Source organism: Acinetobacter sp. AOR14_HL, from assembly GCF_027855175.1.
GTDB classification, from domain to species: domain Bacteria; phylum Pseudomonadota; class Gammaproteobacteria; order Pseudomonadales; family Moraxellaceae; genus Acinetobacter; species Acinetobacter calcoaceticus.
The window spans coordinates 251,381-264,869 of record NZ_JAKTII010000012.1 but is presented as its reverse complement, the minus strand read 5'-3'; the positions used below and the strand labels follow the sequence as shown (position 1 = coordinate 264,869).

Sequence of the window (13,489 nt, the reverse complement as noted above, 5' to 3'; positions counted from 1 at the left end):
ACTCCGACCGGAGTTTGTTGAATTAATTCCAAGGAAAGCTGGCATTGTTAGGCAAGCACAGCTCATGCCTAACCTATAAACGACACTGAATTATAAAACGCGAAGTATCAAAATACAAACAATCCACTTTCCCATTTAAGCAAAAAACAATTAAATAAGAATCATTCACAATGATATCGCCCTATTAACCCTATAAAAAAGGTATACATAGTTCCACCATGTTATTGTTTAAAATAACTTTTTATTTAATTTCATTTTTTCTGAAATTTCTTTTAAATAAGTAAGTTTTAGACTAAAGATAAAGTTATAAATTCATCATATAAATAGAAAAATGTTAGTAACTCCTCATATTTTCAATAAAAGCTACTATTCAAATAAGTGAACATACTTATATTCCACCCAAATCAGTCAATCTAAAATACATTTTAGAAAGCAATTTTTACTGCGAATAAGAGTTTTTATTATTTTAATGCAGTTCAATTAGCTATTTTTTATACAATTAAACTTAAAAAAACAGCAATATTCTTTGTTACAACTAAATAAAAATAGAGTTTTTTTTGATTGGCAATTTGAAATTACACCATGAGTTTTATGATTTTTTTAATTGGATTGGCATTTTCTACCGACTTGTCATTTTTAATCTTGATTTTAAAATTTGCTTACAATTGTACTCATACTTCATTTTTTTTCTGCACGTTCTTGTTGAATTGACTTATTATACCATCCCGATGCAGTGATTTTACTGACTTTTTTGCTCGGGTCTTGATGACTAACTCTCTGTGGGATCGTCATTTTTTATCCATAAGTATAATTGACAAAATTTCAGTACTCACTAATCTTATAGCAAATTTTGACACCGTCTGATTCGCACATGAGAACATTAGGATTTCGGGTCAGATCAACATTCACCAGGACAGGAGATCTATTGAATGTCTGAAGCAAATGGCAAAAAAGCCGTATTACATCTTGATGGCAAAGAAATTGGATTACCAATCTACAGTGGCACTTTAGGTCCAGATGTAATTGATGTCAGCAGCATATTGAAAGAAGGTCATTTTACTTTCGATCCTGGTTTTATGGCGACAGCTGCATGCGAGTCTAAAATTACGTTCATTGATGGTGACAAAGGTATTTTATTACACCGCGGCTACCCAATTGATCAGTTAGCAACTCAAGCAGACTATCTTGAAACTTGTTATTTATTATTAAATGGCGAGCTCCCAACTGCTGAACAAAAAACAGAGTTTGATGCCAAAGTTCGTGCTCACACTATGGTTCACGATCAAGTTAGCCGTTTCTTCAATGGTTTCCGTCGTGATGCTCACCCAATGGCAATCATGGTTGGTGTTGTTGGTGCATTATCTGCGTTCTATCACAACAATCTTGACATTGAAGACATCAATCACCGTGAAATCACTGCGATTCGTCTCATTGCAAAAATTCCAACACTTGCTGCTTGGAGTTACAAATACACAGTAGGTCAACCATTCATCTATCCACGTAATGATTTAAATTACGCGGAAAACTTCTTACATATGATGTTTGCTACCCCTGCTGACCGTGATTACAAAGTAAATCCTGTTCTTGCTCGCGCAATGGATCGTATCTTCACGCTTCATGCTGATCACGAACAAAATGCTTCGACATCTACAGTACGTCTTGCTGGCTCTACTGGTGCAAACCCATACGCATGTATTTCTTCAGGTATTTCTGCACTTTGGGGACCTGCTCACGGTGGTGCAAACGAAGCTGTACTTAAAATGCTTGATGAAATCGGTAGTGTAGAAAACGTTGCCGAGTTCATGGAAAAAGTAAAACGTAAAGAAGTTAAACTCATGGGCTTCGGTCACCGTGTTTACAAAAACTTCGACCCACGTGCAAAAGTCATGAAACAAACTTGTGACGAAGTTCTTGCAGCATTAAATATCAATGATCCTCAATTAGCGCTTGCTATGGAACTTGAGCGTATTGCATTGAACGACCCGTACTTCGTTGAACGTAAACTTTACCCTAACGTAGATTTCTACTCAGGTATCATCCTTAAAGCGATTGGTATCCCTACAGAAATGTTTACGGTAATCTTTGCACTTGCACGTACAGTAGGTTGGATCAGCCACTGGTTAGAAATGCACAGCGCACCTTACAAAATTGGTCGTCCTCGCCAGCTTTATACTGGCCCGACTCAACGCGATATCAAACGTTAATATTCGAAAGAAAATTAATGATAAAAAAGCTGCCTTCTGGCAGCTTTTTTATTGAGATATCTTCAATTCAATCTACAAACCTATTCTTCGTCAAACACACTTAATAAGTGATGACTAATTCCATCAGCTCTCAACCAAGCCAACTCATAACTCGCTTTAGCTAAAGCTAAAACGCGCCTTTCGAATTCAACCCATATTGTTTTGACTTGAGCATCTGAAATACCTAAACCACTTTCTGTTGCCAGATGCTTATTTTTCTCACATATTTTTAAAGCGTGATAGAGCTTGCGGCCTTTGCTCGCCCCTTCCATTAACCGAACACGTTTACTTAAAATAAATCCTTCTACATGCTGCAAGTTCGCATGAGGTAACATGGGCACTAGGATTTGATTCAACTGATCATCTAAACGCCTCCATACAGCCAAACGTTGCTCTGCTGTATAAGTATTCCATTGAATCACTTCATGGTTAAAACGACGACAACCACGGCAAACCTGATCACCAAAAACTGTTGAACAACGCCCTGCACATGGGGTGAGAGAGAGCATTCGATGATCACTACTCAAAACCGACTCCTTAAATAAACCATATACTTTTTATGGTTTTCTCGCTTATTACAAATTTTCGCGCTAAAATATGCGCCTTAAATTTCTATCTTAATACATTTGGAGTTTTCCATGAACGCTACTGTAGAACAGCTTGCACCTGTAGAACAGCAAGCGACCGCGGGTTGGGTTGTTGCAGCACTATATCAATTTAAAGAAGTTCAAGATCCTGCCGATCTTCAACAACGTTTATTAGACTTAGTGAAAACAATCAACCTTTGCGGAACTCTGATTGTAGCAGGTGAAGGAATTAATGGTACTGTTGCAGGCGATCGTGTAGCAATTGATAGTCTCTATCAATTTTTACTCAATGAAGGTTTTGCCTCTATGGAATATAAGGAATCTCATAGCTCTGACAAACCTTTCCGTAAAATGAAAATTAAACTTAAAGAAGAAATTGTGACTTTAGGTGTTGAAGTTAAACCTCGTGACTTAGTGGGCCACTACCTTGATCCAAAAGAATGGAATGATTTAATTGCACGTGATGATGTAATTTTAATCGATACGCGTAATGATTATGAGTATAAGGCGGGTACTTTCAAAGGTGCTATCGACCCTAAAACTGAAACATTCCGCGAGTTCCCAGAATACGTTAAAAAAGAATTAGAACAGCATAAAGATAAAAAAATTGCGATGTTCTGCACAGGTGGTATTCGCTGTGAAAAATCAACCTCTCTACTTCTTCAAGAAGGATTTACAGAGGTTTATCACCTTAAAGGCGGTATTCTTAAATATTTAGAAGAAACCCCTGCCGATGAAAGTTTATGGGAAGGTGAATGTTTTGTTTTTGATGGCCGGACTGCTGTAACTCATGGCGTTGAAGAAGGCGTAAATGTTAAATGTCATGCTTGTGGTTGGCCTTTGACTCCAGAAGAGTCTGCTTTACCAAGCTATGAACATGGTGTTTCTTGTGTGTATTGCATCGACAAGACAACTGAAAAACAAAAAGCTGGCTTCCGTATGCGCCAGTCACAAATTGCGGCTGCAAAACGTAAACGTTTATAAGTCACTATAGCTAGTTTTCTGAAGGCACTTAAATTCTTAAGTGCCTTTTATCTTTATATAAGTAAATTTCTCACAATAAAAAACGCCCTAGAAAGGACGTTATTTACTTAATTTTTAAAGTTTAATTTGGCGTATGATACATTAAGTATAATTCATTCAAATTATCTGGGATTTCTTCTGCCAGTTCATCCATTAACTGTCCATTACGACGGAAAGATTCCATCTGTGGATCTTCTTCATCAATTCCACTAAATACCATCATTGGTAAAGTTAAATCAATTAATTGTTCTTCATATTCAGGTGCAAACCATGCATCTTCATTTAAGAACATTGCATCAACAAATCCCACACTCCAGTCACCTAAGCTAGACTCAACATCAGCTTCTTCAACTTCAAATGGAAATGCAATTCCATTTTCATTTGCTAAATCTTGTCGAATTGACTCCAACCATGCCTTGATTTGCTGAATAATTTCAGCAGGAACCTTCTTATGGTTATTATCAAACAGCTCATCTAACCAACGGTCAAACTGAGGGCCTACTGCAATTGCACACAGAAAGCCATGAGTTGCAGCGAAATCTAAACCATACTCATTGTGGTCTCCATCTAGATATTCACTTAATTGGTCTAAATCTAACGCACTCATTGTGTTACCTGACTATAAAAAAGAAATCTACGATAGCATAGCATTTAAGCTGACGATGCCCTATTCAGATTTGATTAGTCTTCATCATCAAGATCATCATCGTCTAAATCATAATCAAAATCTTTCAACTCACGCTCTAAACGGCGTTGAGCTAATAGATCATCGATTAATCTACGTTTTTCTAATGATTCTTTCGCAGTGATTTTGCCTGATGACTCATCAAAACCGACATCATCATCATCACCGTAGTTATCATCTAGTTCAAAATCTGTAGAAGACACTAAAACTACCTCTAATGAAAAAATGTGAATGGGTCTAGGCGCTATTTATCTCTCTTACAGAACCATGTCAAGTTTTATTTATATTTTTTTCATTAAACTGCATATTTGTACTTTTTTTCACCCAAAAAATTGTGTATTTATAAAACTGAACTATTTTTTTAATCAAGAAAAAATTCTATGATCTTTTCCATGATTTAAGCTTGAAAAAAATGATTTTAGCCCAATATCAAAAAAACAGACGTGAATTCAAAGATATTTTTTATTTAACGGTTACCGATCAAATCCAAAATATTTCAAGCAAATTGTGCTATCATGCACGGTTTTTCACTGCCACAGATTCAACGAAGAGTAAGCAAAGATGAGCGATATGCATTCCCCTACTTCTCAAGTAGCGGCTCTGATTAGCCGAGGCAAAGAACAAGGTTACTTAACTTACGCTGAGGTTAACGATCATCTGCCGGACTCGATTACTGAAAGCGAACAGATTGAAGACATTATTCAAATGCTTCAAGACGTTGGTATTCCTGTACACGAGCGTGCACCTGAATCTGACGATACCATGTTCGGTGAGTCAACTGACACAGCCGATGAAGTTGCTGAAGAAGAAGCTGCTGCCGTACTTGCATCGGTTGAAAATGAGCCTGGGCGTACGACAGACCCTGTACGTATGTACATGCGTGAAATGGGTACAGTTGAACTGTTAACCCGTGAAGGTGAAATCAGCATTGCAAAACGTATTGAAGAAGGGATTCGTGATGTCCTTAATTCAATTGCGTACTGGCCAAATGCTGTTGAAGTTGTATTAAAAGAATATAATGATTTCTTGACTGGCGAACGTCGCCTTGCCGATATTTTATCTGGCTATCTTGATCCAGAAACTGACGAAGATATTCCTGAAGTTCTAGAAGAAGAAACAGAACTTGAGGAAGAAGCAGCGCCAGCTACACCAGCAAAAGAAGTTAAGCTTGACGATGATGAAGAAGATGAAGAGTCAGAAAGCGACGATGATTCTGAAGGTGAGTCTGGACCAGACCCTGAAGTTGCAAAAGTTCGTTTTAATGAACTTGAAGCTGCATGGACTAAAACAAAAGCTATTATTGAGAAACATGGCCGTAACAGCCCAGAAGCAGATGATGCTTTAGAAGCTTTAGCTACTGTGTTCATGATGTTTAAATTTACACCACGTTTATTTGACATCATCTCTGAAATGATTCGTGGTACACATGAGCAAATTCGCGCTAACGAACGTGAAGTTATGCGTTATGCAGTTCGTCGTGGCCGTATGGATCGCACTCAATTCCGTACATCTTTCCCTAAGCAAGAATCTAATCCAGCTTGGTTAGATGAACAGATTGCTAAAGCTCCTGCTGAGATCAAGGCGCATTTAGAAAAGGTTCGTCCGGATGTTTTAGCATTCCAGCAAAAGATTGCAGATATTGAGAAAGAACTTAATTTAAGCGTTGCTGAAATTAAAGATATTTCTAAGCGTATGGCGATTGGCGAAGCGAAAGCACGCCGTGCTAAGAAAGAAATGGTAGAAGCCAACCTTCGTTTGGTAATTTCGATTGCGAAAAAATATACCAACCGTGGTTTACAGTTCCTTGACTTGATTCAAGAAGGGAACATTGGTTTGATGAAAGCTGTAGACAAGTTTGAATATCGTCGTGGTTATAAATTCTCGACTTATGCAACTTGGTGGATTCGTCAGGCGATTACCCGTTCGATTGCCGATCAGGCTCGTACAATCCGTATTCCTGTGCATATGATTGAAACGATTAACAAGATCAACCGCGTATCTCGTCAATTGTTACAAGAAATGGGCCGTGAACCGACACCTGAAGAATTAGGTGAACGTTTAGAAATGGACGAAGTTAAGGTTCGTAAGGTACTTAAAATTGCCAAAGAACCAATTTCAATGGAAACACCTATTGGTGATGATGAAGATTCGCATCTTGGTGATTTCATTGAAGACCAAAACATCACTTCTCCAATTGATGCTGCGACTTCAGAAGGCTTAAAAGAAGCAACACGCGAAGTACTTGAAAACTTAACTGAACGTGAAGCAAAAGTCTTGAAGATGCGTTTTGGTATTGATATGCCAACCGATCATACACTAGAAGAAGTGGGTAAGCAGTTTGACGTAACACGTGAACGTATTCGTCAGATTGAAGCGAAAGCGTTGCGTAAATTGCGCCACCCTTCTCGTTCTGAACACTTGCGTTCTTTCCTTGAAAATGACTAAGTTTTGAAAGCTTGAAATTTCAAAACCAAGCCCCATTTAATAGAAAGAGCTATAAACGCCTGCGATGATGCAGGCGTTTCAAATCATGAGGTAACTTATGTTAGACCGCACTCCATCTCGCGAACTACAAGAACATCTTTGGGTATTTCCGATGGATTATCCAATTAAACTTATTGGCGATGCGGGTGAAGAATTACGTGTTGCTGTACTCGATATTTTGGTAAAACATTTTCCAGACTTCGACCATACAACACTAAAAGTTCAAGAATCTCGCACCGGCAAGTATCATTCTTTAACAGCACAATTGCGCTTTGAAGAATTGGAACAAGTTCATGCACTTTATGCTGACTTGGCTGCTTGTCCGCAGATTAGAACTGCGCTTTAATTTTAAGTTCTTCAATCAATACCACAGTCAGACATTCTTACTGTGGTATTTTTTTGGAAATTTTAAAACCAATCTATCGTGAAAAAACCATACAAAGATTTAGAATTCCTCTTATAAAATCCTTTAAAATTACAAGGTTTTCGGCTTCTATCTTGCAGATATTAACTGGCGCCGCATGAACTAACTTATAGGAATATTTTGTGATGAGCCTTGATAAACCCAACTTGATCATTCGGCAATGGAACGATTTACAAGATTATCAAAGCAAATTTGAAACCATGAAACTCTTAACAAACGAGCGTGATCAAGATACGCCTGATGAGCTGTGGTTACTTCAACATCATAATGTGTTAACTCAAGGTCAAGCTGGTAAACCAGAACATATCCTAATTTCATCAGACATTCCTATAGTACAAACTGACCGTGGCGGGCAAGTGACTTGGCATGGTCCAGGTCAACTCGTCGCTTACTTCATGTTTGATCTTAATCGTCTAAAATGGAACGTACGCACATTGGTCAGTTTTGCTGAACAATTCATGATAGATGTTTTGAAAAAATATGGAATTGAAGCTTATGCCAAGCCTGACGCACCCGGAGTATATGTAGATGGCCGCAAGATTGGTTCCTTAGGTTTTAAAATTCGTCGTGGCCGTAGTTACCATGGGTTAGCACTCAATCTGGACTGTGCCTTAACTGGGTTCCAAACAATCAATCCTTGCGGTTATGCAGGCTTAGAAATGGTACGGATACAAGATTTAGTGACTCCTTATCCATCATTTGGTCAACTTTGTCAGGACTTTATTGAGTATATTAATAGCACTGGGTACTTTAATGACCCTAAAGTCAAATATGAATAAATCGCTTTGCGATGAAATAAAAATGGATTAGAGTAATTACTCTAAATTTGCTTTCGCATAATTTTAACAAGGGATACGCGAGTGATTTCGACAAAAGCGGTAAAGCCGACTCTGCAACTTGCCTACGTTAAGCTCATGATGGATGTTATTGGTCGTGGCTTAGTCATGGCAAGTCAAGTGGACAATGAAATACAAGAGGAAGTATCTAAATTTCCTGTTCACTTTGTACTTTCAATGAATGTTTTCCCAAATGGACCAGCATTTTTTGCTCGAGTGACAGAAGACAAACAGTTAGAGCTACTTGAAAGAGCTGAAAAAAAACCAGATTTAACGATTACATTCAAACATGTCACTCATGCCTTTTTAGTGTTTTCTTTTCAAGAAAGTACTGCTCAGGCATTTGCCAATGATCGAATGATTGCCGATGGTGATGTATCTGCTGCGATCCGCTTGGTACGCTGCCTAAATAAAATGGAATCTCTTATTTTACCTAAATTGGTTGCTTCCCTAGCAGTCAAAGAATACCCAACCGAACTTACCCTAAAAGAAAAATTCAACGAGGCTGCAAATATTTACTTAAAAGTAGCCAAGTCCTATTTCAAGCGGAGCGCATAACATGGCCAAACCATATTACGAATTTTTTTGTCCTGTAAAAGTCATTGCTGGTAATGCTGCGTTAGAACATATTCCGTTTGAGCTTGCGACTTTAGGTGCAAAACGTCCTCTTATCATTACAGATAAGGGTGTTCGCGCAAATGGGTTATTAAATCCGATTGAAGCTGCATTTAGCACAACTGATGCTGTCATTGGTCATGTTTTTGATGATGTACCACCCGATTCGAGTTTAGAAGTCGTTCGTCTTGCAGCAGAAGCTTATCGTACAAACAAATGTGATGCGATTATTGCTGTAGGTGGCGGTTCAGTTATAGACACATCTAAAGCAACCAACATTTTGGTATCTGAAGGTGGAAATGACTTATTGCAATATGCAGGTGCTCATAACCTACCGAAACCATTAAAACCATTTTTTGTGATTCCAACAACTTCGGGTACTGGCTCAGAAGTAACGATGGTCGCTGTGGTTTCAGATACTCAAAAGAATGTTAAGTTAGCATTCGCTTCTTATTATTTAATGCCACATGCTGCAATTTTAGATCCACGCATGACGCTTACATTGCCTCCTCATTTAACTGCAATGACAGGTATGGATGCGTTAACGCATTGTGTTGAAGCATATACATGTATGGCTGCGAATCCATTGAGTGATGCTTATGCAAGTGCAGGAATTAAAAAGATTAGTGAAAATCTATTTAATGTCTTAGAAAACCCAAATGATGCTCAAGGTCGTTTAGAGCTAGCTCAAGCTTCAACAATGGCAGGTATTGCATTTTCTAACTCAATGGTCGGCCTAGTTCACTCTCTAGGGCATGCTTTAGGTGCTGTTGCCCACCTGCCCCACGGTTTATGCATGAATTTATTCTTACCATATGTGCTTGAATATAATAAACAAATAAATGGTCAGAAAATTGGTGAGTTATTATTGCCACTCGCTGGTGCAGATATTTATGCACAAACTCCAGCAAGCCAGCGCGCAGATAGAGCAATTACGACTATCTTAGCAATGCGTGATCGCCTATTTACTTTAACAAAGTTACCACGCACTCTACGTGAAACAGGTAAAGTAACAGAAGCACAGCTTGATGAAGTTGCAGAAAAAGCACTAAATGATGGCTCAATTATTTACAACCCGAAAGAAGCAAGCTTAAAAGATATCCGAGAGATCTTACAAAAGGCATGGTAATTCGATAAGCTAAGCTCGAGACTTAACACTAAAGACCTGATTTTTATATAAAATCAGGTCTTTTTTATAACTGTGAATTTTTATTCATCTTTTTATTTGGAAATATGGCAAAAAATTTGCTAAAAAATCGATGAAAGTACTGACAATTTGCATCAATTTAGGATAGATTGGCGCACTTTATCTTTTTCTGTAGGGGGGATCGTTCGTCTCAAACGATCCTTAACACCAAGCTGATCCTTGATCAACGATTATGAGGATAACGCCGTTGACAAATTTATCTGGGACTAAACCAACAGGCAAGCTTCAAAAGAATCTTGTACTTTGGCATATTGTTATTATTGGTTTAGCTTACATTCAGCCATTAACGTTATTTGATACTTTTGGTTTAGTGTCAGAACGAAGTGGTGGTCATGTACCAACTTCCTACATTTTTGCATTAGTCGCAATCTTATTAACATCGATCAGTTATGGACATATGATTAAGCGCTACCCTTCTTCAGGGTCGGCCTATACATATGCTCAAAAATCAATTCATCCTAATGTTGGCTTTATGGTGGGTTGGTCTTCTTGGTTAGACTATCTACTGTCACCGCTTGTTAATATTATCTTGGCAGATATTTACCTAAGAGCTCTTTTTCCAGAAGTAAATAACTGGTTATGGGTGATTGGTTTAACAACGCTCATGACTGTTATTAATTTATTTGGTGCACGGTTCGTCGCACGTTTTAACAGTACGATTGTTGTTATTCAGCTTGGCGTAATTTTTTATTTTGTTTATCAAGTATATATCTTACTTACCCAAGGTGTATATGCAGATGGAACTTTAAATCCAGATAAAGCGGCATTGTGGTCATTAACTCCTTTTTGGAACGATATGACGTCTGTAAGTGCTTTAATTGCTGGTGCAACTGTACTGTGCTTCTCTTTTACCGGTTTTGATGCTTTATCTTCTCTTGCTGAAGAAACAAAAGATGCAGAAAAAACGCTACCAAAAGCTATTTTTTCTACAGCATTACTTGCAGGTATTATTTTCATTGTAAGTACTTACTTCATCCAATTATATTTCCCAAGTAACCCAAACACTTACTTTAATCCTTTAGATGAATCACAACCTGTGATGGTCGCTGCGATTGGTAGTCTGATGTTTAAAACTTTGGTTTTATATTTTGCTGTAGTCGCTGTGATGGCATCAGGTATTTCTGCCCATGCGGGTGTATCACGTTTAATGTATGTGATGGGACGCGATGGGGTCATCAACAAGAAATTATTTGGTCATATCAGTCCAAAATTGCACACCCCAACTTACAACATTCTTATTGTTGGTGTAGTTGCGTTATCTGCTGGCTTTTTAGATCTTGAGCATATTGTTAACTTGATTAGTTTTGGTGCCTTAACTGCTTTTAGTTTTGTTAACTTCTCTGTAATTTCACGCTACGCATTAAGAGATGGCAAAAATAAAACGCTTAAAGACATCATCAATTATATTGTTATACCAACGCTTGGTTTTGCCAGTGTGTTTATGATGTGGTTAGAGATTGATAAGCTTGCCTTACAAATTGGCTTAGCTTGGGCCGTGATTGGTGTAGGTTATCTTGCCTATAAAACCAAAGGCTTCAAATATAACGCTCCGCAACATAACGAGCATGAGTAATAAAAAAGGCGCTTTAAGCGCCTTTTTTATGGTCAAATTAACCGTAAATTTTATTCACAATGCTTTGTACACGTTGAGCATAAACTTTTGCTGTTTCCAGATCACCTGTCGGAATTTCTTCCACACTTGCATCTGAAGGCGATTGAACTAAAAGCCCAACTGAACCACCTAAGTTGTTTACATCTTCACGTGTTGCGTTTTTTGTATTTGCAGGTAATAAACCAAGACTCACCCAAATCCCCCCATGCTGTGCTGCTAAAGTTTGTAATTGGATAAGAGTTACTTGCTTATCCCCATTTAAGCTCGCGCTGTTTGTAAAACCTGCAAATACTTTATCTTGCCAGCCACGTGTAAACCATACTTTTGAAGTTGCATCAGCAAACTTTTTAAACTGCCATGGTGCTGTACCCATATAAGTCGGAGCACCAAAAACAATCCCCTTCGCATCATTTAATGTCTGCCAATCTTGATCAGTAATATTCCCCTCCTGATCAATCTGGATGAGCTGAGCATTAATCTCGTTTGCAAACGTTTCAGCAACAACTTTTGTGTGGCCATAACCAGAGAAATATACAACCGCGATATTAGAGTTAGACATGGGAGCAAACCTTTGTTTTATTAAATTCCACTTTATGATATATTTTAGAAACTAGGTGTCAATTAGTTACTAGTTGGTAACTAGTGTAATTTTTCAAAAAATTATAGGTAAATGGTATGAATGAATGTCTAAAATATAATATTTTTCAACAACATTGCCCTGCTCGTCTATTTTTTGAAAAAATTGCAGATAAATGGGTTTTATTGATTTTAAATGTTCTTGAAGAAGAAACTCAGCACTTCAATTTGCTCAAAAAGAATATTCAAGGCATTTCACCTAAAGTCTTATCACAGAAGTTAAAAATGCTGGAAAGAGACGGTTTCATCGAGCGTAAAATCCAGAATACATCCCCAATTCGCGTTGATTACTCACTTACTTCTTTAGGGCAAAATGTAGCTTCAATGGCGTTCCAATTAAAGGAATGGGCCGAAACCAATATTGAACAGGTTTTAGCAGCCCAAATAACTTATGATGAAAAAGTGCTAGAGCAAGCTTAACTCATGCTTTCTTTAAAATTTTATTGAACTTTATCGATTAAGCTTTGTTCTTATCTTAAAGTTGACTCAACTTAATTGATTTTAATCGGATCAGGTGGCGCACTTATTTTAAATTGAATCGTTAAAGGTTCGCATTGTTTTAACTCCTGATTATTTTTCAAATAGGTACTTTCCAGACCATATTTCCAAGTACCATTCATGACTTCAAATGCGGGATAATTAACAATAAACGTTTTTGTTTCAGTAGGTTGATACTCATATATTTGAGTCTCTTTACAATCATTTTCCGGATAAGAACGTTTGGTATTTCCAAGTAAATAGAGTTCTAAAGGTACATGACAAGCAGGTTGTCGTTCTTGTATTTTTTCTAAGCCCATATTCGTTTGAGTAATCTGTAAAGCAAGAGTACCGTTCAAAGTTAATTGCTGTGCGTATTTAAAAACTGTTTCTTTTTCAATTGGTTCTCTTGTTACATTATTAAGAAATTCTAATTTACGATGCAAGCCATTACAGTCATCTTCACTTGGTGCAGGTAACCAAATTTCATTATCTTTTGAGTCACCTTTATCTCCATCGGCGGGAGTTTCATAATCACCTGGTTTACCGGGTTTAGTTGGATATCCTGACCCACCCAAACTGGCACCACCTGCGAATAAATCCTCTCCGCAAGCAGTCAAAAGGCTGCCTATCATAATGAAGCTCATGGATATTATTAAT

The 13,489-nt window shown here is 37.7% G+C and carries 14 protein-coding genes and 1 pseudogene; 10 read left to right on the top strand and 5 right to left on the bottom strand.

The window, feature by feature from the left end; genetic code table 11:
- Nucleotides 1–484: 484 nt before the first annotated feature.
- Together MKL38_RS19300 and gltA are read left to right on the top strand one after the other, a co-directional pair.
- Nucleotides 485–586, top strand: a pseudogene (locus MKL38_RS19300) (hypothetical protein); the annotation flags it as partial.
- A gap of 343 nt (nt 587–929) precedes the next feature.
- Nucleotides 930–2,204, top strand: a complete 1,275-nt coding sequence (gene gltA / locus MKL38_RS13915; protein ID WP_003655451.1) for a citrate synthase — start codon at nt 930–932, stop codon at nt 2,202–2,204.
- An 80-nt stretch (nt 2,205–2,284) separates the two neighbouring features.
- Here gltA and MKL38_RS13910 read toward each other — a convergent pair whose 3' ends face one another.
- A complete protein-coding gene (locus MKL38_RS13910; RefSeq protein WP_005036497.1) occupies nt 2,285–2,770 on the bottom strand; it encodes a DUF1289 domain-containing protein in 486 nt (161 codons plus the stop codon).
- Nucleotides 2,771–2,881: 111 nt separating this feature from the next.
- Between MKL38_RS13910 and trhO the strand changes: the two genes are divergently transcribed.
- Nucleotides 2,882–3,814, top strand: a complete 933-nt coding sequence (trhO, locus tag MKL38_RS13905) for an oxygen-dependent tRNA uridine(34) hydroxylase TrhO (protein WP_005036495.1) — start codon at nt 2,882–2,884, stop codon at nt 3,812–3,814.
- Nucleotides 3,815–3,935: 121 nt separating this feature from the next.
- On the opposite strand, the gene MKL38_RS13900 is transcribed toward trhO, so the two are convergent.
- Nucleotides 3,936–4,460: a YecA/YgfB family protein gene (locus MKL38_RS13900; protein WP_003655445.1), complete on the bottom strand. Its 525-nt coding sequence runs from the start codon at nt 4,458–4,460 to the stop codon at nt 3,936–3,938.
- Nucleotides 4,461–4,534: 74 nt separating this feature from the next.
- Complete coding sequence (locus MKL38_RS13895) at nt 4,535–4,741, bottom strand: PA3496 family putative envelope integrity protein (protein WP_002116495.1); 207 nt, start codon at nt 4,739–4,741, stop codon at nt 4,535–4,537.
- Nucleotides 4,742–5,099: 358 nt separating this feature from the next.
- On the opposite strand from MKL38_RS13895, the gene rpoD reads away from it, so the two are divergent.
- The 6 genes from rpoD (at nt 5,100) to MKL38_RS13865 (ending at nt 11,677) form a co-directional block, all read left to right on the top strand.
- Nucleotides 5,100–6,983 carry an RNA polymerase sigma factor RpoD gene (rpoD, locus tag MKL38_RS13890; protein WP_151743339.1) on the top strand — a complete coding sequence of 628 codons (1,884 nt, stop codon included), beginning with the start codon at nt 5,100–5,102 and terminating at the stop codon, nt 6,981–6,983.
- Nucleotides 6,984–7,080: 97 nt separating this feature from the next.
- Nucleotides 7,081–7,368, top strand: coding sequence for a YbeD family protein (locus MKL38_RS13885; protein WP_045435226.1), 288 nt, complete (start codon nt 7,081–7,083; stop codon nt 7,366–7,368).
- A gap of 203 nt (nt 7,369–7,571) precedes the next feature.
- Nucleotides 7,572–8,225, top strand: a complete 654-nt coding sequence (gene lipB, locus MKL38_RS13880) for a lipoyl(octanoyl) transferase LipB (protein WP_270903547.1) — start codon at nt 7,572–7,574, stop codon at nt 8,223–8,225.
- 81 nt (nt 8,226–8,306) lie between these two features.
- Nucleotides 8,307–8,840 (top strand): hypothetical protein, encoded by a 534-nt coding sequence (locus MKL38_RS13875; RefSeq protein WP_003655436.1) that lies wholly within the window; start codon nt 8,307–8,309, stop codon nt 8,838–8,840.
- A 1-nt stretch (nt 8,841) separates the two neighbouring features.
- Nucleotides 8,842–10,026 (top strand): iron-containing alcohol dehydrogenase, encoded by a 1,185-nt coding sequence (locus MKL38_RS13870; RefSeq protein ID WP_270903546.1) that lies wholly within the window; start codon nt 8,842–8,844, stop codon nt 10,024–10,026.
- 265 nt (nt 10,027–10,291) lie between these two features.
- Entirely contained in the window at nt 10,292–11,677 is a 1,386-nt protein-coding gene (locus MKL38_RS13865; protein ID WP_270903545.1) for an APC family permease, read from the top strand.
- 37 nt (nt 11,678–11,714) lie between these two features.
- Here the strand turns inward: MKL38_RS13865 and MKL38_RS13860 are convergent, their stop codons facing one another.
- Complete coding sequence (locus tag MKL38_RS13860) at nt 11,715–12,275, bottom strand: flavodoxin family protein (protein ID WP_005036479.1); 561 nt, start codon at nt 12,273–12,275, stop codon at nt 11,715–11,717.
- Nucleotides 12,276–12,391: 116 nt separating this feature from the next.
- Between MKL38_RS13860 and MKL38_RS13855 the strand changes: the two genes are divergently transcribed.
- Entirely contained in the window at nt 12,392–12,772 is a 381-nt protein-coding gene (locus MKL38_RS13855; protein ID WP_005036475.1) for a winged helix-turn-helix transcriptional regulator, read from the top strand.
- 71 nt (nt 12,773–12,843) lie between these two features.
- Here MKL38_RS13855 and MKL38_RS13850 read toward each other — a convergent pair whose 3' ends face one another.
- Entirely contained in the window at nt 12,844–13,476 is a 633-nt protein-coding gene (locus tag MKL38_RS13850) for a hypothetical protein (RefSeq protein WP_270903552.1), read from the bottom strand.
- Nucleotides 13,477–13,489: the final 13 nt, after the last annotated feature.